The sequence below is a fragment of the Microaerobacter geothermalis genome, assembly GCF_021608135.1.
Taxonomy (GTDB): domain Bacteria; phylum Bacillota; class Bacilli; order DSM-22679; family DSM-22679; genus Microaerobacter; species Microaerobacter geothermalis.
On record NZ_JAKIHL010000031.1, the window covers coordinates 16,375 to 36,863 of the forward strand.

Consider the following 20,489-nt stretch of genomic DNA (forward strand, 5'->3'; position numbering starts at 1 on the left):
ATGAGTTAACCAACCAAAGCGGTAAAGGAGGAAGTGCCCATGGGAAAAAAGCTGAGGAGGTCTTCTACCAACCGGATGATTGCAGGAGTTTGCGGAGGAATTGGCGAATACTTTGATATAGACCCAACTATTATCCGACTTTTATATGTGTTGATCTCTATTTTTTCCGCCGTCTTTCCTGGTCTTTTAATCTATATTATTGCGATGTTTATCATGCCGCGGGAACATTAGGCTCTACTTCAATAAGATGTAACTAAAAAATTTACTAAGGACTGCCTTCGAGTTCGAGCTTAAGCGTTGAGGCTCAAGAACGGGAATTACCCCTCATATTGTCTCCATCAACGAAATGACCAGATGTTTTTGAGGGGTCCGTTCTTTAGCCCCGAAGCGGACTTTAATGACTTCTTTACTGGAACTCGACTAGCGGACGTGTAAATTTTTTAGTTCCACCTCAATAAGAAGTATCCTAAAAGAAGTATCCTAAAGTACATCGAAGAGAAACTCTTTGAAGAAAAAAGGGGACGACCTTTTTAGTCGTCCCTTGCTTTACATTCTTACATTCCCAGCTGCTTAATGGCTGAATGGTAGTTGACGATTTTCCATTGGCTTTGTCCCTTATTATCAACAAGCCAGATATGGAAATCACCGTTTTGATACTTTACATACTCAGCGTTATACACTTTTTCTAATTCTTCGATAATGTGATTTACTAACATTTTTATTCACTCCTTATGAGATTAACGTATTCGAATATTCTGTCTTTGTTTATTTTCATTATACAATGAAAATGTTGAGGATTGATTAAGAGTTTGTGACTAAGTTGTGAATTTTGTTACAATCCCGTGAAAAAGGAGGGCCTTCCAATGGGCGGCGTTTATGTAAGGGAGCTGGTCAATCATTTTCAATTGAAGGTTATTAGCGGCAAGGATGAATTAAAAAGGGCGATTAAAGTTCCGGATATCAGCAGGCCTGGATTGGAGCTGGCTGGCTATTTTCATTTTTATCCAGCAAAAAGAATTCAACTGTTGGGTCTGACAGAGATGACTTTTTTTGAACATCTTTCTTCGGAAGAAAAGAAGGATCGAATGAAGCGCTTATGTCATCCCGATACACCGTGCATTTGTGTGACCAGGAGCTTGGATGTTCCTGATGAATTATTGGAAGCATCTGAAGAATCCGGAATACCTGTTTTACAATCCTCTTTATCAACCACCAAATTAATCAGCAAAATGACCAGTTTTTTGGAAAACCGTTTAGCACCGGTCACAACCCTCCATGGAGTTTTGGTGGATGTGTATGGGGTAGGTGTTCTTCTCATAGGTTCCAGTGGTATTGGAAAAAGTGAAACGGCACTGGAATTGGTGAAACGGGGCCATCGCTTGGTTGCCGATGATGCTGTAGAAATCAGACAAACCACAGAAAATCAGCTTATCGGAAGTGCTCCTGAACTCATTCAACATTTATTGGAAATCCGTGGAGTGGGAATAATAAACATCATGACCCTCTTTGGCGCGGGCGCCATCAGAAATTTTAAGAAGATTGCCCTTGTCATGAAGCTGGAAGCCTGGGATCCCCAGAAACAGTATGAAAGATTGGGACTGGATGAGCAAAAAATGAAAATCATTGATACAGAACTTCCCGTAATGACTATCCCTGTGAAACCTGGACGAAATTTAGCTGTGATTGTGGAAGTGGCCTCCATGAATTTTCGCTTAAAGCGGATGGGATACAATGCCGCTGTCCATTTCTCTAAGAAGCTGACGGATACCATTGAAGAAGTAGACGATATTTGAAAATAGAGAAAAATTATGGAATCAGATGGAGGTTAAAAATGTTTTTACTTATAGAAAGGATAGCCTTTTCCATAGGCCCCCTTGATGTATATTGGTATGGTATTATCCTTGGAACCGCTGCATTAGTTGGACTAATTTTGGCGGTGACTGAAGGAAAAAAAAGAGGAGTTCACCCGGATGTATTTTTGGACTTGGTGCTATGGGCAGTTCCGATCTCCATCATCTTTGCTCGGGCCTATTACGTGATTTTTAGTTGGGATTATTATTCCGTCAATCCCGGAGATATCATTAAAATATGGGAGGGTGGCATCGCCATCCATGGCGCTTTGATTGGGGCGATTCTTACTGCGGTTATCTTTTCCAAAAAGAGAGGGGTCTCCTTCTGGAAATTGGCGGATATCGCGGCTCCCAGTTTGATCTTGGGGCAAGCCATTGGACGATGGGGGAATTTTATCAACCAGGAAGCCCATGGAAGGGAGGTATCAAGGGAGTTCCTGGAAGGACTTGGCCTGCCTAATTTTATTATTGAACAAATGAATATGAATGGCGTGTATTATCATCCTACTTTTTTATATGAATCTCTATGGAATCTGTTAGGTTTTATTCTTCTGATCTTGTTGAGGCGGGTTAATCTGAGAAGAGGGGAACTGTTTCTCACTTATTTTATCTGGTATTCCATCGGCCGATTCTTCATTGAAGGGATGAGAACTGACAGCTTGATGCTAATGGATACTATTCGTGTGGCCCAATTGGTCAGTATTCTCTCGATTCTCCTTGGAATAGGATTCATTTGGTATAGGAGAAAAAAAGGAAACTCTAACATCAGATACCTTGACCCAGAACTTGTCATTTCAAGGGGAGGCAAATTATCGGCCAAAAGGAAAAGAAGCAACCAGAAGAAAAGAAAATAAAGTATATTTAAAGTATATTTATATGAAGGGAACTGACTCTATCATCGAAATGCCCAGATGTTTTTGAGGGCTCCGTTCTTTAGCCTCGAAGCAGATTTTAATGACTTCTTTGCCCGATGACTAACCGCCACTAAGACTTCCCACTTCTATAGTCTAGAAATTAGATGTGAGAAGTGAGGCTTTAAAAAATCAACGAAATCATCGATTTCAGTATTAGGTAGGAGATAAGTGGCGGTAAGCCCCTGGATAAGTTCAACTAAACTTCAGTTGGAGTATAAACTCCTACTGAAGTAGTTTCCTTTACCGAACTCGACTTGCGGACGTGTAAATCTTTAGTTCCACTTCAATTAAAAGCGGAAGTCTTAGTGACGGTTCTATCGAATAAATGGAACGTGTAAATCTTTGTTCTATTGTAACGTTGAGATGGAGAGGGGGAACACTAGTGATCACGACAGAAACATGGAAAAAGGGTCTTTATTCCGGTTTTCACACCACTTGGATATTGGGAAAAGTGATTTTTCCCATTACGTTAATTGTGACGATCCTCAAATATACTCCTGTAATCAGTTGGATTAGTTGGTTATTTTCACCGCTGATGAGGTTTATCGGGTTGCCCGGTGAAGCGGCCATTGTGTTGGCGTTGGGAAATATTTTAAATCTATATGCCGCCATTGCCGCTATTTTAACGATGTCCCTTACGGTGAAACAGGTTTTTATCCTGTCTGTGATGCTAAGCTTTTCCCACAATTTATTGGTTGAAACTGCCGTAGCTAAAAGAATTGGGGTGAGTGCATGGGCGATGATTGGCATACGCCTTGGTCTTGCCTTTTTATCGGCAATCCTGATTCAATGGTTTTGGCCGGGAGGACAGGAAATTGCCAAATATGGACTGGTACCCAGTCAGGATATTGCTCCTTCCGGTTGGGGTGAAATATTGATAAAGGGGCTTGAAACCTCCGTTTTTGGAATTATCCAATTAGCGGCCATTGTCATTCCTCTCATGTTGGGAATTCAAGTATTAAAGGATATTCAGTTTATTGATATAATGGCAACAAAGCTTCAGCCCCTCACGAAAATGTTGGGTGTCCATCAAACTGGATCCATTACCTTGCTGGCGGGTCTGCTGTTTGGGCTTGCCTATGGCGCCGGAGTCATTATCCAGAGTGCCAAGGAGTCCAATTTTACAAAGAAGGATCTTTATCTCTTATCTATTTTTTTGGTGGCTTGTCATGCGGTTATAGAAGATACCCTTCTCTTTGTACCCTTGGGCATAAACGTTCTACCGTTGCTCCTTTTGCGATTGGGAGTTGCCCTGATCATTACTCTGATTACAGCCAAGGTATGGACGCGATTAACTCTTGTTCGGCAGTTGAATAAGGGAGGGCATGTCACATGAAATCAACAAAATTAAAATATTCAACGGTTTTATTTGATCTAGATGGAACGATTATTGATACCAATGAATTGATTCTTACGTCATTCCAATTTACTTTGGATCAGTTTTACCCGGGGAAATACACAAGGGCCGATATTATTCCTTATATGGGTGATACCTTGTATAAGCAGATGGAGAGATTTGGCGCTCCCGATGATGTGGAAGCCTTAGTGGAGACTTACAGGGAACATAACGAGAAGGTGCATGATCAATTGGTAAAGGAGTTCCCTCAGGTGGCAGAAACCATAAAAACCTTGCATCAAATGGGCGTAAGGATGGGAATTGTTACAACAAAGCAAAGGAAAACAACCATGATGGGATTAAACTTGTTTGGGTTAACTCCTTATATGGAAGCGATTATTACTTATCAAGATGTAGAACATCATAAGCCTCATCCCGAACCTATCTTAAAGGCCATCTCTCAGATGAAAGCCATACCGGAGGAGACCTTGATGGTAGGGGACAGCCAATATGATATGATGGCTGCTAAAGCGGCGGGGGTATCTGCCGCAGGGGTGGCATGGTCGATGAAGGGGGCCGATTTTCTCCATCAATTTCATCCCGACTATATGCTGGAAAGTATCGATGATCTCATTTTAATTGTCAGTGGGAAATGAGGTGAGAATATGAGAAACACAGACCGTTTCCCGGTAAAAGGGGCCAATTCCCTTTGGCAGTTATACAAAACGGTACCCTTTTGGAAAGTGATGCGAAATTTTGTGGTGATTCAATTGGCCCGGTATACTCCCTTTATCCCAATGAAAAATTGGATGTATCGCACTTTTTTGGGTATGGAAGTAGGGGAAAAAACAGCTGTTGCTTTGATGGTGATGATGGACATTTTGGTTCCGGAGAGAATTCATATTGGGAGAAACAGCATCATCGGTTATAACACCACCATTCTCGCCCATGAATATTTAATAGATGAATATCGGTTTGGAGATGTGTATATTGGCTCAGAGGTGATGGTGGGAGCCAATACCATTATCCTGCCGGGTGTGACCATTGGAGACCGTGCCATCGTGGCAGCGGGTTCAGTGGTACATAAGGATGTCGCCCCCGGTACCTTTGTTGGAGGAAATCCGATTCAAGTCATTGGGAAAAACCAAGAGAAAGAAATGGAAGCCACAGAGTGATTTTATCCTGTGGTTTCTTTGTTTCAGTCTGAATTCATGAACATTTTGCCCACCAGTTGACGCTCCAATCATCACGTGGTAGACTACATTAAATGTCGCTTTAGTTTGGTAGCAAACTAAAGCGTTGTATCCTAATCATTAACGAAACTAAGAATGGAACAAAAGTAAATTCTTTAGTTCTATTTGATAAAGATGGAATTAGATGTGGAGTGTGGAGAAATGAGTAAACCTAGAGTGTTTGAGAAACCAATGGGAATGAGAGATATTCTTCCTAATATATTAGAGGAAAAAAGAACTATAGAACAAAGGTTAAAAGAATGCTGTCAGGGATGGGGCTATCGGGAGATTATGACGCCTACCTTGGAGTACTTTGACACTGTTGGCGTGGCGAGCGCTACGATGGAAGATAAAATGTTTAAATTAATGGATCGAAAGGGTAATACATTGGTCCTTCGTCCGGATATGACGGCCCCCATTGCCAGGGTGGTGGCTTCTTTACTAAAGGAAGAGCCTTTTCCCATTCGCTTGATGTATCAGGGAAATGTATTTCGCAGACAGGAGAAGGAGGCAGGGAGAAATGCCGAATTTCCTCAGACTGGGGTGGAATTGATTGGGGACGGAACTGCTGAAGCAGATGGGGAAGTGATTGCCCTTTGTGTTACTGCCCTAAAAGAAGTGCAGGTTCCGTATTTTCAAATTGCCGTGGGACATGTTGGCTTTATAGACGGGTTATTGGAAGAAACGGTTAAACATGAAGATATCCGTTCAGAATTAAAGGAACAATTGGTAAAAAGGGATTACGTGGGCTACCGGAAACAAATCTCCCAATTGCCGATTTCTGCCCAGGATAAGGAACGGCTGCATCAACTTCTGCATTTAAAGGGCGGAGCAGAGGTGCTTGGAAGGGCGAGAACAGTTGTGAAAAATGGAAAAGTGGAAGCAGCGTTGACTAACCTCGTACAGCTTTGGGAAGTTCTTCAATCCTATGAGGTTATTGATCACCTCATGTTTGACTTAACGATGCTCAGTCACTTGGATTATTATACGGGGATATTATTTGAAGGATATGCTGACCATCTGGGGTTTCCCATCTGCAGCGGAGGACGCTATGACGGACTATTGTCCCAGTTTAACCGCCCTGCTCCGGCTACCGGATTTGCCTTAAAGGTGGATCGGCTGCTGGAAGTGGCCCAACTGAAACCGGAAGAAAGAGGGGAAAATATATGGATTACTTTTCTTCCTGGGCAAAGAAAAACGGCTATTCAAACAGCCAGCCAACTAAGAAGGAAAGGGAATAAAGTGACTCTTCAGCTTGTTCATTCAACTCAACCATCGCTGAAAAGAGAGGGAGTGGACCGTTATATTCATATGGAACAGGGGGAGATGGGGGATGAATAGCCGATTAACCATTGCGATGCCTAAGGGTAGAATTTTTTCTGAAGCGGTTGATCTCCTTCGGAAATCAGGGTTATCTATTCCCGAGGATTTTCATGAAGACACAAGGAAACTGATTATCTCCTTTGACGAATTAGATATCGATTTCTTCCTAGCAAAGCCGGCAGATGTTCCCACCTATGTGGAATATGGCGTGGCGGATGTTGGGGTTGTGGGGAAAGATGTTCTCCTTGAAGAGGATCGGGATGTCTATGAGTTGCTGGATTTGGGAATCAGCCGGTGCAGAATGTCAGTGGCTGGCCTAGCTGACTGGACTCCCACCTTTTCTCCCAGGGTGGCGACAAAATATCCTCGGATCGCCTCCAGATATTTTCGGGAGCAGGGGCAGCAGGTAGAAGTAATTAAGCTAAATGGGTCAGTAGAGCTGGCTCCATTAATCGGTTTGGCTGACCGGATTGTGGATATTGTTTCTACGGGGCGGACCCTTCAGGAAAATGGTCTGATCGAGCTGGAGCATATTACCGATATTACCACCCGCCTGATTGCAAACCGGGTAAGCTACCGGATGAAAAATAAAGAAATCGAAGAGATTTATCAGCGTTTTTCTAAAGTGATTGGGGTGAATCAAGAATGTCAATAAAAATCGTGACCAAGGAACAGCTTCAAACCAAAAGGGATGTAGAGACTGGGACAGAAGAGCAAAGGGCGGCTGTCTTAACCATCTTAAATCAGGTGAAAAAAGAGGGGGATCAGGCACTTTTCGAGTATACCCGGCAATTTGACGGGGTTTCTTTATCCTCGCTCAAAATTCCATCAGATCTGATGGAGCGGGCAGCGGAATCTGTTTCTCCTTCTTTTTATGAAGGGCTAAAAGAGGCGGCAAACAACATTCGCCAATTTCATGAGCAGCAAAAACGACTCTCCTGGATGGATTCAAGACCGACGGGAACCATCTTAGGTCAGCTGATCCAGCCCCTGAATCGGGTAGGGTTGTATGTTCCCGGCGGAACAGCCGCTTATCCCTCATCCGTGTTGATGAACGCCATTCCAGCACAAGTAGCAGGGGTGAAGGAGATTGTGATGGTTACCCCACCATCGAAGGAAGGGGCCGTTTCAGCAGGGGTTTTGGCAGCTTGTCATCTCTTGGGAATCAAAGAAGTGTATTCGATTGGCGGTGCCCAAGCGATTGCGGCTCTTGCTTATGGTACGGAGACGATTCAGCCTGTGGATAAAATTGTAGGACCAGGAAATATCTATGTGGCTTTAGCCAAAAGGGAAGTTTTTGGAGTGGTAGATATCGATATGGTGGCTGGGCCCAGTGAAATTGTGGTGGTAGCCGATGAAGGGGCAAATCCCCGCTATGTGGCTGCCGACCTCTTATCCCAGGCAGAACATGATGTCATGGCCTCAGCCGTTTGCATTACGACATCCCCTTCTTTGGCAGAGGCAGTTAAACAGGCCATAGAAGAACAACTGTCCAACCTGCCTAGGAAGGAGATTGCATTACAATCCCTCTTAAACTACGGAGCAATTTGTGTGGTGAAGGATATTGAAGAGGCATTGGAGGTTGTGAACCAACTGGCCCCGGAACATTTGGAGTTGATGGTATCCAGTCCCTTCAATCTATTGGGAAAAGTGAAAAATGCCGGAGCCATTTTCTTAGGTTCATACAGTTCCGAGCCTGTGGGCGACTACTTTGCCGGACCCAACCATGTCCTGCCGACCAATGGAACCGCGAGATTTTCCTCACCCCTCAACGTGGACGATTTTGTGAAAAAATCAAGCCTCATATATTATAGTAAGGAAGATCTGCTCGAACACGGAGAAAAAATTATCACGATGGCTGAAGTGGAAGGTTTAGAGGCCCATGCCAATGCCATTCGAATTCGACTGGAAGAAGAAGGGGCGGGAAAAGATGAATAGAAGAGAAGCGGTGATCAAACGGAAAACCAATGAAACGGATATTCAATTATCCTTTTGCATTGATGGGGAAGGAAAAGGTAAATTGGAGACCGGGGTCCCATTTTTAACCCATATGCTGGATTTATTTACTAAACATGGACATTTTGATTTATTTGTGGAAGCAGTTGGAGATACCCATATTGATGATCATCATACCGTTGAGGATATTTCCATCTGTTTGGGACAGGCGTTATATAAAGCGTTAGGAGATAAAAAGGGAATTAAACGATATGGAAATGCCTTTGTTCCCATGGATGAGTCTCTGGCCCAAGTGGTGGTCGATTTAAGCAACCGTCCCCATTTGGAATACAGGGCTCAGTATCCCTCATCACAAGTAGGCCAATTTCAGACGGAATTGGTTCATGAATTTCTATGGAAATTGGCTCTCGAGGCAAGGATGAATCTTCATGTCATTTTGCACTACGGGTCAAATACCCATCACATGATTGAATCTATCTTTAAGGCTTTGGGCAGGGCGTTGGATGAGGCTACTTCTTTTGACCCAAGGGTAAAGGGCATACCATCGACAAAGGGGATGCTGTGAAGATTATGATAGGAATTATAGATTATGGTATGGGAAATTTGCATAGCGTAAGTAAAGCCATCGAAAGGCTGGGATATCAATATATCATATCCGGCAATAAAGAGGAGTTGGGTAACGCAAGCACTCTCCTTTTGCCCGGCGTTGGTGCCTTTGGCGATGCCATGGACAATTTGAACCGGTTGGAATTAACAGAGGAGATTATTGAAAGGGCTGTTAAGGGAACTCCTATTTTGGGAATTTGTTTGGGGATGCAGCTTTTATTTGAACAGAGCGAAGAGTATGGGATCCATCAGGGACTTGGGTTACTTCCCGGGAAGGTGGTAAGGTTTCAAGGGGATTACAAAATACCACACATGGGATGGAATCAGCTTCATTTTTTACAAAGAGAACATCCCCTGTTAACAGGCCTGGAAGAGGGGCATGTCTATTTTGTCCATTCCTACTACGTAAAGACAGAAAACAGGGGGATCCTTCTGGCTGCTGCTCAATATCATCAGGAAGTACCTGCAGTTGTCGGTCGGGGACGCATCATTGGGATGCAGTTTCATCCTGAGAAAAGTTCAGCAATGGGCATGGCCCTTCTGAAGAGGTTTTTGGAGGAGAGTGAAGTGGGGGTATGGGCATGACAAATTTTACAATTTATCCGGCCATTGATATCCGGGGGGGACAATGCGTCAGATTACTTCAGGGAGATTACAACCAGGAAACGGTTTACGGCACACCGGTTGAAATGGCGGAACGCTGGGTGAGTGAAGGAGCCCATTGGCTTCATTTGGTAGACTTGGATGGGGCCAAGGAAGGGAAACCAGTAAATGGAGAGGTGATCAAAAAGATTGCTTCCGGTTTCTCTATTCCCGTCCAGGTGGGGGGAGGTATCCGATCCATGGAGACCATCACGGATTATTTGGAGTCAGGAGTTTCAAGGGTGATCCTTGGTACCTCAGCCATTGAAAATCGCCCCTTTGTGGAAGAGGCGTTAAAAAGATACGGGGAAAAGGTGGCCATTGGAATTGATGCCAGAAATGGATGGGTAGCCACGAGGGGGTGGCTGGAGACCTCTGAAATGAAGGCAGAGGAACTGGCACTTTCTTTAATTTCTGTTGGGGCTGAAGTATTTATTTATACAGATATTTCTAGGGACGGGACCTTACAGGGTCCTAATATCGAGGCGATGGTTCAATTGGCCAAAACCACAAAAAAACAAGTGATTGCTTCAGGGGGAGTGAGCCAACTCACTGATCTTCAGCAGTTGGCTTCCTTCTCAGATGAGGGAGTTTCTGGAGCCATTGTTGGGAAGGCATTATATACGGGACAATTTACGTTAAAAAATGCCTTATTGGAATTGGGGGCATCAAGATGATCACGAAGAGGATTATCCCTTGTTTGGACGTAAAAGAAGGTAGGGTTGTAAAAGGGGTTAGTTTTGTCAATCTGCGGGATGCCGGAGATCCCGTTGAACTGGCAGCCCTTTATGACAAGGAAGGTGCCGACGAATTGGTATTCCTTGATATTTCTGCCTCCCATGAAGGGCGTAAAACGATGATTGATGTGGTGGAAAGGACGGCAGGAGAAATTACCATCCCTTTTACTGTTGGAGGAGGAATTAACAGCATAGGGGATATGAGAAATATACTTCGGGCCGGAGCTGATAAGGTGTCCCTTAACACGGCAGCGGTAATCCGTCCTGAATTGGTTTCCGAGGGAGCCCGTATCTTTGGCAGCCAATGCATTGTTGTTGCCATAGATGCCAAGAGAAATAAGGAAACTGGAAGCTGGGAAGTGTACACCCATGGAGGCCGCAGGCCAACCGGATTAGATGCTGTGGAATGGGCAAGGAAAGTGGAATCATTGGGTGCTGGAGAAATACTATTGACCAGCATGGACTGTGACGGGCAAAAGGCTGGTTTTGATATTGAGCTCACCCAATCCATCTCAGAAGCGGTAAGGATTCCTGTCATCGCATCGGGGGGAGCGGGAAATGTCGAGCATTTCTATGAGGTGTTTACTCGGGGAAAGGCGGATGCCGGATTGGCTGCTTCCATCTTCCATTATAAGGAGATTTCCATTCAAGAAGTAAAGGAATATTTAAGGGAAAGGGGAGTGGAGATCAGGTGATGAATATTCATATTCCATGGGAACGATTAACATTTGATGAACGGGGATTGATACCCGCCATTATTCAGGATGGCCAAAGCAAGGATGTTCTGATGATGGCTTATATGAATCGGGAGTCCCTGGAGAAGACTTTGGAAACAGGAGAAACATGGTTTTGGAGTCGCTCCCGTCAAGAACTTTGGCATAAAGGCGGGACATCAGGAAACATTCAAAAGGTGATTTCTATTTTCTATGATTGTGATGGAGATACCCTGCTGATTCAGGTCATTCCGGAGGGACCAGCCTGCCATGAGGGCACCTATTCCTGCTTTACTCATTTCGGGAAAGATGGATCCCAGACCCGTGTTCAATCCCAGCGATTTGAGATCATTCAGGAATTGGAATCATTAATCGCCAAAAGAGAAGCAGAAAAACCAGAAGGCGCATATACGACCTATCTCTTTGAAAAGGGGATAGATAAAATCCTGAAAAAAGTAGGAGAAGAGACCAGTGAAGTGATTATAGCAGCCAAAAATCACAGCCATGAAGAGCTTCGGTATGAAATTGCTGATCTGATTTACCATATGATGGTACTGATGAGAGAAGAGAAGCTCCCGCTGGATGATGTTCTTACAGAATTAGCCCGGCGCCACAAGAAATAGAACATGGTTTTTCTAATTTTTGATTTTATGTTATACTTTTCGTAAATCCCGGAAGTGATGGAGGGTATTATGGGCAAACAGAATCGGATGACAAAAAAGAAAAGCAAAGTGGTTTCCATCAAATGGGATGCTGCCTTCTTCTTTGATCGGGCCGTTCATTTTCTTAATCGGCACAACTATAAAAGGGCTTTAAAATATTTTCGCCGTGCCGTGGAAATTGAACCGGACAATCCTGTAAATCATTGTAATTTGGCTGGCATTTTGTCGGAAATGGGGCAGTATGAGGAGTCTAATCTCGTGTTGCAGCATATATTGGAATCCATTGACCCGACGTTCTTTGAATGTTATTTTTATATGGCTAACAATTGTGCCAATATGGAAGATTTCGAAATGTCAGAGGAATTCATTCTGCTTTATTTGGAATCCGATCCCCATGGTGAATATGTGGATGAAGCGGAGGAACTTCTTGATTTCCTAAGTCAGGAATTGGCCAGACCCCCAAGGGAAGTCATTCCAAAGGGGGAGAATAAGCTTATTTTTCAGCATGAGCAGGCCAGGCGCTATTTGGAAGAAGGGAAGTTCTTGGAAGCTAGCAAGTTGTTAGCTTCAACTATTGAAGAATATCCTGATTTTTTGGCGGCACGCAACAATTTATCCCTTGCTTATTACTATTTAGGTCAATTCGAATCGGCTATGGAAATGGTGGAACAGGTGTTGGAAAAAGACCCCTCCAATATCCATGCCCTATGTAATTTGGCGGTTTTTTATGCCCATAACCAGGATCGTGAGGGACTCCGATCGATCATCAACCTTTTGAAAAAAGTGATTCCAATTTCACTGGAACAATTATATAAATTGGCTACCACCTTGGGTATATTAGGGGAGCATCAGCTGGCCTTTTCCTACTTTAAGAAACTGATATATTTTGGATATACTCAACCTCAGGTATACCACTATGCTGCTGTAGCCGCATACCATCTTGGAAGAATGAAAGAGGCGGAAGGGCTGTGGAATAAGGTTTATCACCTTGATGACAAAAAAGAGGTGGCAAATTACTATTTAATGCTTTTAAAAGAGATAAAAGAGGGTAAAGAAAAGAAAGTAACCATCAGCTATCATTATCAGCTTCCACTTTACCAGCAATACCAAGAATTTAAGGGTGAAGGGCAGTTTATCAGTCAGGAAATCAAGAGGGACCCTTTAATCCGTTCGTCCTTTTTTTGGGCTTTGCGCCATGGGGACAGAGATACTAAACTTCAGGTGATTCAAGTTTTGGGTTTTATTGCCGATGAAGAAGTGGAACAAGCCCTTCGGCAGTTTATCTTGGAACCGAAAGAGGATGAATATTTAAAAAGGGTGGCTTTGTTTGTCCTGCGGAAAATCGGAGCACCAGCACCATATCGGATTCATATTGAGGGAAAAGTAACGACACTGGATCATGAGGATTTGGCTAGGCATCTTCCTGTTTGGCAGGAAAAGTGGCAGTCGGTCATCGATTGCCTACATCTTAATATGAGTGAGAAGTATGATTTAATCTCACTGGAGACGGCGAAAAATCTGTGGATTCAATTTATCAGCCGCCTGTATCCTGATGTTCCAAAAATTAGAAAAGTGGAAGGATGGGCTGCAGCTATTGAGTATTTGGTTGCCAATCGGGAATCCCAATTGATAACTCAAACGGAAGTGGGTAAAAAATATAATGTAAATCCCACTACCATTTCAAAAAATGCGGCCTTGATTCGCCAAGTGATGATGGATGTGAAGTGAAGGAGGAAATCGAATGTCTGATGCTGGAAAAATTTATGATGTAATCATTGCCGGGGCAGGTCCTGCCGGGATGACGGCTGCCGTTTATACGTCAAGGGCCAATTTAAGCACGTTAATGATTGAACGGGGCATTCCTGGAGGACAAATGGCAAATACCGAAGAGGTAGAAAACTATCCGGGGTTTGACCATATTCTTGGACCGGATTTGTCGAATAAGATGTTTGAACATGCCAAAAAATTTGGCGCGGAATATGCCTATGGAGACATAAAAAAAGTTGTAGATGGTGAGGAGTATAAGACGGTCATTACTAGCAACAAGGAATATAAAGGGAAGTCTGTGATTGTTGCCACTGGGGCGGAACACCGAAAGTTGGGGGTCCCGGGTGAGAAGGAATTATCAGGCAGGGGAGTCTCCTATTGCGCTGTTTGCGACGGGGCTTTCTTTAAAGGAAAAGAATTGGTAGTTGTAGGCGGGGGAGATTCGGCAGTAGAAGAAGCCGTTTATCTGACCAGATTTGCCACAAAGGTAACTATTATACATCGGAGAGATGAATTAAGAGCCCAAAAAATACTGCAAAAACGGGCCATGGAAAATGAAAAAATCGATTTCATATGGAATCATGTGGTCAAAGAGATTAAAGGAGAGAATAAAGTAGAAGCTGTAGTTATCGAAGATGTAAAAACAGGAGAACAGAGGGAATTTTCCTGTGATGGAGTATTTATCTATGTGGGGATGGATCCTCTTTCTGAGGCGGTAAAAGATCTTGGGATCACGAATGAAGCGGGTTATATCTTGACTGATGATCAAATGAAAACAAAGGTAGAAGGTATTTTTGCCGCAGGAGATGTCAGGGAGAAACTTCTCCGTCAAATTGTAACGGCTACAGGAGATGGCAGTATTGCTGCCCAGTCGGCTCAACATTATGTAGAAAGTTTGAAGGAAAAAGTAAAATCGTAACAATGTTTTAACCGTTTTGTAATATAAATGAAACAAAAAAGGGGTACACTAGTCATAAGAAATTGACCCCCTTTTTTAGATATTTGGGCGTGTGGAAACACACGCCCCTTCTTTTTACCAGAGAGCAAGGACAGATCTATGAATAGGACTTAAGAATGTACACGCCTGCATGTTGAGTTCGACATAGAGGTCATTAAAGTAGGCTTCAAATCTAAAGAAGGGAGTCCTCAAAAACATATGGGAATTTCGAAGATGGGGTCAGCTTGAGAGCTAATTGCCGTTCATCAGGCCCGAAGCTTTGCCCGAACTCAAAGGAGTCCTTAGTAAATACTGAAGTGCCTTTATATTCGTGTTCTCTTAGGAAAGTGTCTTAGATGGTTGCTTGTTTCTTGTTGCTATCGTTAATTGATGTTATGCTATATGTAATCTCACATGGGTCTGGGAGGGAATCGGATGAACCAGAAGTTAGAAAGGGAAATCAATCTCATTATTATCACAGGAATGTCGGGGGCTGGAAAAACCGTTGCTGTCCAGGCCCTTGAAGACTTAGGGTTCTTTTGTGTAGATAATTTGCCTCCTGTTTTGATACCCAAATTTGCGGAACTGATTGAGCAGTCTGGCGGAAAAATAGAAAAAGTGGCTTTGGTCATTGATTTAAGGGGAAGGGAATTTTTTGAATCCCTGTCAGAAGCCTTAGTTCAATTGGACAGGATGGAGACGGTTTATTACCAAATTCTTTTCCTGGATGCAGCGGATCAAATTCTGGTACAAAGATATAAGGAAACAAGAAGGCGGCATCCTTTATCTCCAGAAGGACAAATTTTGGAAGGGATTACTTCCGAGCGGAAAATGCTGGAGGAAATTAAGGGAAGAGCAACCCAAATTATTGATACCAGTGATATGAAGCCAACAAAATTAAAGGAAAAAATTGCTCAGCGTTTTTCAACTCTTGCTTCCCGGCATTTTTCTGTTCATGTGATGTCCTTTGGATTTAAATATGGGATACCCTTGGATGTGGATTTGGTGTTTGATGTTCGATTTTTGCCTAACCCCCACTATATTGATGGATTGAGAGTAAAAACAGGAAAAGAGCAGGAAGTTTACGAATATGTGATGAAATGGCAGGAGACACAAGAGTTTTTGGATAAATTGATGGGGCTTATTAACTTTTTGCTTCCTTACTATGAAAGGGAAGGGAAGAGTCAGGTGGTTATTGGAATTGGCTGTACAGGAGGGAAGCACCGCTCCGTAGCCATAGCGGAATATATTCATCGTGACCTCCTTTCCAGATATGCCACTTGGGTTGGTCATCGGGATATTGAGCGGGATCGATAAGAAAGAGGTGTCCTATGGAACGGAAATGGGAAGGGGAGGGGCAAACATTTCGGGTGGTCGTCATCGGTGGAGGAACTGGACTATCCGTGTTATTAAGGGGATTAAAAGAACTACCCTTTTTTTTGACTGCTATTGTCACCGTTGCCGATGATGGGGGAAGTTCCGGTGTTCTTCGGGAAGAGATGAAAATGCCGCCGCCGGGTGATGTGCGAAATGTTTTGCTGGCCCTTGCAGATACGGAACCTTTATTGGAAAAAGTTCTTCAGCACCGGTTTGTCAATGGTTCAGGTTTGGCAGGACATAGTTTGGGTAATCTGCTCATCGCCGCCATGAAGGAGATTACCGGAGATTTTGTATTGGCGGTAAAGGAATTAAGCAAAGTCTTGGCCGTTAGGGGAGAAGTGCTTCCGGCAGCCAATCAAGCTATCGTTTTAAAAGCGGAATTGGAAGATGGAACCATTGTTTCAGGGGAGTCTCTTATCCCTAAATCAGGGAAAAAAATAACTCGTGTTTTTTTGCATCCAAAGGATGTAAAGCCTTTACAGGAAGCTTTGGAGGCTCTTAAACAAGCGGATGCCATCATCGTTGGGCCGGGAAGCTTGTACACCAGTATTTTACCTAATTTACTTGTTCCTGGAATTGTTGAGATGATCCGATCTTCCTCGGCTTTGAAGATCTTTATATGTAATGTGATGACCCAACGGGGAGAAACGGAAAATTATTCAGCCGCTGATCATATTCAGGCCATCCATGATCATGTGGGATCTTCCCTTTTTCAATATGTGATCGTGAATAATCAGCAGGTGGATTCCTCTGTTCTTTCCAGGTATGTATTGGAAGGAGCAAAACCAGTAGCGTTTGATGAAGAGAGATTATGGAACTTTGGATATCGGGTGATTGCAGATCAATTTTTAAAATATCATACCCATTTACGCCACGATGCGGGAAAATTAAGTAAAACCATTTGGGAGATTCTCCTCCGTCATCGGAAATGAGGTGTTTTTTTTGTCATTTGCTGCAAAAACTAAAAAAGAGTTAACCACTTTAGAAACAAAGCCTTGCTGTCAACGGGCTGAACTGGCAGCAATTATCCGGATGAATGGTGTGTTGCAACTTGGCAGAAAGCCCTTCGTTTTGGAGATTACAACCGAAAATGCAGCCATTGCCCGCAGAATTTATTCTTTACTCAAGTCGATATATCAGATACATTCTGAGCTTTTGGTCAGAAAAAAAATGAGACTAAAGAAAAACAATATCTATCTCGTTCGTATATCAAATCAAGTGATCGAAATCCTAAAAGATATGGAGGTATTGGGAAATGATCTCTCTTTAAACAACGGAATCCCAAAGGAACTAATCAAATCTCCTTGTTGCAAGCGGGCGTATCTAAGGGGAGCTTTTTTGGCAGGAGGTTCTGTCAACCATCCAGAGCGTTCCTCCTATCATATGGAGATTTTTTCAACCCATCAGAAGCACTGTCAGGATTTGACTGATCTTTCCAATCAATTTCATTTAAATGCAAAATGTATTGAACGGAAAAAAGGACATGTCATGTATATTAAAGAAGGGGAAAAGATTACTGAATTCCTGAATATTATCGGCGCCCATCAGGCCCTTTTATATTTTGAAGATGTCCGAATCGTCAAAGATATGAGGAATTCCGTCAACCGATTGGTGAATTGTGATACGGCCAACTTAAATAAAACCGTTGGAGCTGCTATGAAGCAGATTGAAAATATCCATTTGATTGAAAAAGAAATTGGTTTAGATCAACTGCCGGAACGGTTAAGGGAGGTTGCTCTCCTTCGTCTTCAGCATCCCGATATGAGCCTAACGGAATTAGGCGAATTAATCCCATCTGGAAAGGTAAGCAAATCGGGGGTTAATCACCGGCTTAGAAAAATTAATGAAATCGCTTTAAAAATAAAACAAGCAAAGGGATACACTCCATAATATTCCATGGTATAATAAAAAAAACGACGGACATGGGGGGTTTTAAATGGCATATCAACAAAAAGTAACGGTTAGATTAAAAACTGGATTACAGGCAAGACCGGCTGCTTTATTTGTTCAAGAAGCAAACCGCTATCGATCTGAAATTTTTGTGGAAAAAGAAGATAAAAGAGTAAATGCAAAAAGCATCATGGGAATCATGAGTTTGGCCATTCGCACGGGAACGGAAATCACCATTTATGCCAGTGGAAACGATGAGGAACAGGCCGTGAATCATTTGTCTCAATTTGTCAACCAGGAGCAAGTGGGTTAACATATCAATTTATAACTCGATGGGTCAGGTATAGGTATGTTTTGTTTAAATATGTCGAAAATGAAAAACCGCTGATCAGCGGTTTTTTTCACGGTTAGAATATATAGCTGCAACTTTTCTTTCCTTTCCATCGTCTAATGGATTGAATCGAGAATCGTAAAAATGTTGGGAGGATGGTATGATGAAAGGTATTGTTAAGAAGTTGGGATTTGTGGTTGTCGCAATAGGTTTGGTTGCAGGATTATCCATTTACTCTCCATTGGGAGGGTTGGGAAGTGACCAGCCTACCTATGCAGAGGAAATACAAACCAATGTGATCCAGGTTCAAGGGAAGGGCAAACTCACCGTTGTTCCTGATATAGCCATGGTTAATTTAGGAGTAATGACTGAGGATCGAGATGCTTCAGTGGCAATCCAGCAAAATTCAAAGATATTTGAAGATGTGAGAAGGGCAATTCTTTCTTTGGGTATTAAGGATAAAGATATTAAAACCGTTTCTTTTACGACTTATCCCCAATATAATTGGAAGGAAAATCAACAGGAATTAAGAGGTTATCAAGTGAATCACATGATTCAAGTAACCTTAAGAAATACAAAGGATATTGGAAAGGTGTTGGATGCCGCTAGTAAAGCGGGAGCAAACCGGGTGGAAAATATCAGATATACCACAGATAAGACCGATGAATATGAAAAAGAAGTGTTGAAACTTGCCCTTAAGAATGCAAGGGAAAAGGCGGACGTGATTGCAGCTGCGATTGGTAAGCAGATTACTGATGTAGCAAAGGTCACCCAACTGGGAGTCCCATATTATCCCGATTACTATTCAAACTATTCCATGGAAGTAGCCGCAAAAGCAGGCTATGCTGCGGATACAGTAATTACACCCGGGGAAATTACTATTGAAACCACCGTTGACGTTACGTTTAGGTATTGATCCATTCAAATTAAATCGAATGATCAAATCCAAACCCTGCTAAGTCGGATTCAGCAGGGTTTGAACTCATATTATTCGTTTTTTACTTATTTTATTTGTCTTTTGGCGCACTTGTAATGATGCTATCAACGAGACCGTAGGCTTTTGCTTCTTCTGCAGACATAAAATAATCGCGTTCCGTGTCTTTCTGAATTTTTTCCAAGGGTTGTCCTGTACGTTCAGCCAACACTTGATTCAATCTTTCTCTCATTTTAAGGATACGCTTGGCCTGAATCTCAATATCGCTAGCCTGACCCTGAGCTCCTCCGAGAGGTTGATGAATCATTACTTCACTATTGGGAAGGGCAAACCTCTTACCCCGGGCCCCTGCAGCTAACAGAAATGCTCCCATAGAGGCGGCAATTCCAATACAGATGGTAGATACATCAGGTTTAATAAATTGCATGGTGTCATAAATAGCCATTCCGGCAGTAATTGAACCACCAGGACTATTGATATATAGATGAATATCTTTTTCAGAGTCTTCCGCTGCGAGGAACAACAGTTGGGCAACAACACTGTTTGCCAACCAATCATCAATTGGTGTTCCAAGGAAAATAATTCGGTCTTTTAAAAGACGGGAGTAAATATCATAAGCGCGTTCGCCGCGATTGGTTTGTTCAATAACTGTAGGTACTAAATTCATGGTTTTCCCCTCCTTTTCTATGTCGATCTTATTTTACAATAAAGGTCAAAAAAGGTCAAATAAAAAATCTCTTAACTTTTATTTCTTTCATTCACAAGGTTTACCTTGTGGGATATAATTGAAATGATAGAACTTGTACGGCGAGAATTCAAATGTTTAGGAGGATTTCAAATGATTGATGATCGGCTGAAGAGAATGGAAGAAATGCTTGCAAACCTCATTCATATTGTAGGAAATATTCGTTCCGATCAGGAAGCCATGTGGGAAGAACAGAGGCAAATGAGAGCAGAACTGCAGGATGTGAAGACAGAACAAAGGCAAATAAGAGCAGAATTGCAGGATGTGAAGACAGAACAAAGGCAAATGAGAGCAGAACTGCAGGATGTGAAGACAGAGCAGATGTCGATGAAAGAAAGTATTCTATGGCTGAAACAAGAACAAGAATCCATGAGAAAAGAAGCCGCTGAAAGGCATGAAGAAATCTTAAATCGCCTATCATTTATTGAAAGAGATGTTGAACATACTTGGGAAAAAACTGCCCGAAATGAACGGGAAATTGCTCGTGTCAAGAAACAGTTGGAAGCTAATTTATATCGTGAGTAAGAATAAACG

24 protein-coding genes are annotated in these 20,489 nt (G+C 42.7%); 22 read left to right on the forward strand and 2 right to left on the reverse strand.

The features are described 5' to 3' along the window. The first annotated feature begins 39 nt into the window (after positions 1 to 39). Positions 40 to 231, forward strand: a complete 192-nt coding sequence (locus L1765_RS11380; RefSeq protein WP_236407427.1) for a PspC domain-containing protein — start codon at positions 40 to 42, stop codon at positions 229 to 231. A 323-nt stretch (positions 232 to 554) separates the two neighbouring features. Here the strand turns inward: L1765_RS11380 and L1765_RS11385 are convergent, their stop codons facing one another. Continuing rightward, a complete protein-coding gene (locus tag L1765_RS11385; RefSeq protein ID WP_236407429.1) occupies positions 555 to 716 on the reverse strand; it encodes a hypothetical protein in 162 nt (53 codons plus the stop codon). 147 nt (positions 717 to 863) lie between these two features. On the opposite strand from L1765_RS11385, the gene hprK reads away from it, so the two are divergent. The 20 genes from hprK (at position 864) to L1765_RS11485 (ending at position 19,192) form a co-directional block, all read left to right on the forward strand. After that, positions 864 to 1,793, forward strand: a complete 930-nt coding sequence (gene hprK / locus L1765_RS11390; protein WP_236407431.1) for an HPr(Ser) kinase/phosphatase — start codon at positions 864 to 866, stop codon at positions 1,791 to 1,793. Positions 1,794 to 1,831: 38 nt separating this feature from the next. Beyond that, the gene (gene lgt, locus L1765_RS11395) at positions 1,832 to 2,704 is read left to right on the forward strand and encodes a prolipoprotein diacylglyceryl transferase (protein WP_236407449.1); all 873 of its coding nucleotides are present in this window, start codon (positions 1,832 to 1,834) and stop codon (positions 2,702 to 2,704) included. A 445-nt stretch (positions 2,705 to 3,149) separates the two neighbouring features. Further along, positions 3,150 to 4,100 (forward strand): nucleoside recognition domain-containing protein, encoded by a 951-nt coding sequence (locus L1765_RS11400; protein WP_236407591.1) that lies wholly within the window; start codon positions 3,150 to 3,152, stop codon positions 4,098 to 4,100. After that, positions 4,097 to 4,756, forward strand: coding sequence for a pyrophosphatase PpaX (gene ppaX / locus L1765_RS11405; RefSeq protein ID WP_236407456.1), 660 nt, complete (start codon positions 4,097 to 4,099; stop codon positions 4,754 to 4,756). The genes L1765_RS11400 and ppaX overlap by 4 nt, the downstream gene beginning before the upstream one ends. A gap of 9 nt (positions 4,757 to 4,765) precedes the next feature. Continuing rightward, positions 4,766 to 5,275, forward strand: a complete 510-nt coding sequence (locus L1765_RS11410) for an acyltransferase (protein WP_236407465.1) — start codon at positions 4,766 to 4,768, stop codon at positions 5,273 to 5,275. A gap of 219 nt (positions 5,276 to 5,494) precedes the next feature. Then, positions 5,495 to 6,673, forward strand: a complete 1,179-nt coding sequence (locus tag L1765_RS11415) for an ATP phosphoribosyltransferase regulatory subunit (protein WP_236407467.1) — start codon at positions 5,495 to 5,497, stop codon at positions 6,671 to 6,673. Next, a complete protein-coding gene (gene hisG / locus L1765_RS11420) occupies positions 6,666 to 7,310 on the forward strand; it encodes an ATP phosphoribosyltransferase (protein ID WP_236407496.1) in 645 nt (214 codons plus the stop codon). The genes L1765_RS11415 and hisG overlap by 8 nt, the downstream gene beginning before the upstream one ends. Beyond that, positions 7,307 to 8,593 (forward strand): histidinol dehydrogenase, encoded by a 1,287-nt coding sequence (gene hisD, locus L1765_RS11425; protein ID WP_407942260.1) that lies wholly within the window; start codon positions 7,307 to 7,309, stop codon positions 8,591 to 8,593. The genes hisG and hisD overlap by 4 nt, the downstream gene beginning before the upstream one ends. Continuing rightward, entirely contained in the window at positions 8,586 to 9,176 is a 591-nt protein-coding gene (gene hisB / locus L1765_RS11430; protein WP_236407500.1) for an imidazoleglycerol-phosphate dehydratase HisB, read from the forward strand. The genes hisD and hisB overlap by 8 nt, the downstream gene beginning before the upstream one ends. Before the next feature lie 5 nt (positions 9,177 to 9,181). After that, positions 9,182 to 9,802: an imidazole glycerol phosphate synthase subunit HisH gene (hisH, locus tag L1765_RS11435; protein ID WP_236407593.1), complete on the forward strand. Its 621-nt coding sequence runs from the start codon at positions 9,182 to 9,184 to the stop codon at positions 9,800 to 9,802. After that, positions 9,793 to 10,536 (forward strand): 1-(5-phosphoribosyl)-5-[(5-phosphoribosylamino)methylideneamino]imidazole-4-carboxamide isomerase, encoded by a 744-nt coding sequence (hisA, locus tag L1765_RS11440; RefSeq protein WP_236407502.1) that lies wholly within the window; start codon positions 9,793 to 9,795, stop codon positions 10,534 to 10,536. The genes hisH and hisA overlap by 10 nt, the downstream gene beginning before the upstream one ends. Continuing rightward, positions 10,533 to 11,291 carry an imidazole glycerol phosphate synthase subunit HisF gene (hisF, locus tag L1765_RS11445; RefSeq protein ID WP_236407511.1) on the forward strand — a complete coding sequence of 253 codons (759 nt, stop codon included), beginning with the start codon at positions 10,533 to 10,535 and terminating at the stop codon, positions 11,289 to 11,291. Before hisA ends, hisF begins: the two co-directional genes overlap by 4 nt. Further along, positions 11,291 to 11,932 (forward strand): bifunctional phosphoribosyl-AMP cyclohydrolase/phosphoribosyl-ATP diphosphatase HisIE, encoded by a 642-nt coding sequence (gene hisIE, locus L1765_RS11450; RefSeq protein ID WP_236407513.1) that lies wholly within the window; start codon positions 11,291 to 11,293, stop codon positions 11,930 to 11,932. The genes hisF and hisIE overlap by 1 nt, the downstream gene beginning before the upstream one ends. Before the next feature lie 69 nt (positions 11,933 to 12,001). Further along, complete coding sequence (locus tag L1765_RS11455; RefSeq protein ID WP_236407515.1) at positions 12,002 to 13,699, forward strand: tetratricopeptide repeat protein; 1,698 nt, start codon at positions 12,002 to 12,004, stop codon at positions 13,697 to 13,699. Positions 13,700 to 13,712: 13 nt separating this feature from the next. Then, positions 13,713 to 14,657 carry a thioredoxin-disulfide reductase gene (trxB, locus tag L1765_RS11460; protein ID WP_236407517.1) on the forward strand — a complete coding sequence of 315 codons (945 nt, stop codon included), beginning with the start codon at positions 13,713 to 13,715 and terminating at the stop codon, positions 14,655 to 14,657. 453 nt (positions 14,658 to 15,110) lie between these two features. Continuing rightward, positions 15,111 to 15,992 (forward strand): RNase adapter RapZ, encoded by an 882-nt coding sequence (gene rapZ, locus L1765_RS11465; protein ID WP_236407519.1) that lies wholly within the window; start codon positions 15,111 to 15,113, stop codon positions 15,990 to 15,992. Positions 15,993 to 16,006: 14 nt separating this feature from the next. Next, positions 16,007 to 16,987: a gluconeogenesis factor YvcK family protein gene (locus L1765_RS11470; protein WP_236407521.1), complete on the forward strand. Its 981-nt coding sequence runs from the start codon at positions 16,007 to 16,009 to the stop codon at positions 16,985 to 16,987. Between the two features lie 10 nt (positions 16,988 to 16,997). Next, positions 16,998 to 17,945, forward strand: a complete 948-nt coding sequence (whiA, locus tag L1765_RS11475) for a DNA-binding protein WhiA (protein WP_236407531.1) — start codon at positions 16,998 to 17,000, stop codon at positions 17,943 to 17,945. 46 nt (positions 17,946 to 17,991) lie between these two features. Then, positions 17,992 to 18,258, forward strand: a complete 267-nt coding sequence (locus L1765_RS11480; RefSeq protein ID WP_236407533.1) for an HPr family phosphocarrier protein — start codon at positions 17,992 to 17,994, stop codon at positions 18,256 to 18,258. A 181-nt stretch (positions 18,259 to 18,439) separates the two neighbouring features. Beyond that, entirely contained in the window at positions 18,440 to 19,192 is a 753-nt protein-coding gene (locus tag L1765_RS11485; protein ID WP_236407535.1) for an SIMPL domain-containing protein, read from the forward strand. 91 nt (positions 19,193 to 19,283) lie between these two features. On the opposite strand, the gene clpP is transcribed toward L1765_RS11485, so the two are convergent. Next, a complete protein-coding gene (gene clpP / locus L1765_RS11490) occupies positions 19,284 to 19,898 on the reverse strand; it encodes an ATP-dependent Clp endopeptidase proteolytic subunit ClpP (RefSeq protein ID WP_329610018.1) in 615 nt (204 codons plus the stop codon). A gap of 150 nt (positions 19,899 to 20,048) precedes the next feature. Here clpP and L1765_RS11495 point away from each other — a divergent pair, with 150 nt between their 5' ends. After that, positions 20,049 to 20,480 carry a guided entry of tail-anchored proteins factor 1 gene (locus L1765_RS11495; RefSeq protein ID WP_236407539.1) on the forward strand — a complete coding sequence of 144 codons (432 nt, stop codon included), beginning with the start codon at positions 20,049 to 20,051 and terminating at the stop codon, positions 20,478 to 20,480. Positions 20,481 to 20,489 lie beyond the last annotated feature (9 nt).

Bases quoted from the DNA above. Each gene is read 5' to 3' on its own strand.
- L1765_RS11455 (WP_236407515.1), top strand. From the start codon at position 12,002: ATGGGCAAACAGAATCGGATGACAAAAAAGAAAAGCAAAGTGGTTTCC.
- hisA (WP_236407502.1), top strand. From the start codon at position 9,793: ATGGGCATGACAAATTTTACAATTTATCCGGCCATTGATATCCGGGGG.
- L1765_RS11415 (WP_236407467.1), top strand. From the start codon at position 5,495: ATGAGTAAACCTAGAGTGTTTGAGAAACCAATGGGAATGAGAGATATT.
- L1765_RS11470 (WP_236407521.1), top strand. From the start codon at position 16,007: ATGGAACGGAAATGGGAAGGGGAGGGGCAAACATTTCGGGTGGTCGTC.
- lgt (WP_236407449.1), top strand. From the start codon at position 1,832: ATGTTTTTACTTATAGAAAGGATAGCCTTTTCCATAGGCCCCCTTGAT.
- L1765_RS11385 (WP_236407429.1), bottom strand. From the start codon at position 716: ATGTTAGTAAATCACATTATCGAAGAATTAGAAAAAGTGTATAACGCT.
- trxB (WP_236407517.1), top strand. From the start codon at position 13,713: ATGTCTGATGCTGGAAAAATTTATGATGTAATCATTGCCGGGGCAGGT.
- L1765_RS11410 (WP_236407465.1), top strand. From the start codon at position 4,766: ATGAGAAACACAGACCGTTTCCCGGTAAAAGGGGCCAATTCCCTTTGG.
- L1765_RS11380 (WP_236407427.1), top strand. From the start codon at position 40: ATGGGAAAAAAGCTGAGGAGGTCTTCTACCAACCGGATGATTGCAGGA.
- hprK (WP_236407431.1), top strand. From the start codon at position 864: ATGGGCGGCGTTTATGTAAGGGAGCTGGTCAATCATTTTCAATTGAAG.
- hisG (WP_236407496.1), top strand. From the start codon at position 6,666: ATGAATAGCCGATTAACCATTGCGATGCCTAAGGGTAGAATTTTTTCT.
- ppaX (WP_236407456.1), top strand. From the start codon at position 4,097: ATGAAATCAACAAAATTAAAATATTCAACGGTTTTATTTGATCTAGAT.
- hisIE (WP_236407513.1), top strand. From the start codon at position 11,291: ATGAATATTCATATTCCATGGGAACGATTAACATTTGATGAACGGGGA.
- L1765_RS11485 (WP_236407535.1), top strand. From the start codon at position 18,440: ATGAAAGGTATTGTTAAGAAGTTGGGATTTGTGGTTGTCGCAATAGGT.
- L1765_RS11495 (WP_236407539.1), top strand. From the start codon at position 20,049: ATGATTGATGATCGGCTGAAGAGAATGGAAGAAATGCTTGCAAACCTC.
- L1765_RS11480 (WP_236407533.1), top strand. From the start codon at position 17,992: ATGGCATATCAACAAAAAGTAACGGTTAGATTAAAAACTGGATTACAG.
- hisB (WP_236407500.1), top strand. From the start codon at position 8,586: ATGAATAGAAGAGAAGCGGTGATCAAACGGAAAACCAATGAAACGGAT.
- rapZ (WP_236407519.1), top strand. From the start codon at position 15,111: ATGAACCAGAAGTTAGAAAGGGAAATCAATCTCATTATTATCACAGGA.
- hisF (WP_236407511.1), top strand. From the start codon at position 10,533: ATGATCACGAAGAGGATTATCCCTTGTTTGGACGTAAAAGAAGGTAGG.
- hisH (WP_236407593.1), top strand. From the start codon at position 9,182: ATGATAGGAATTATAGATTATGGTATGGGAAATTTGCATAGCGTAAGT.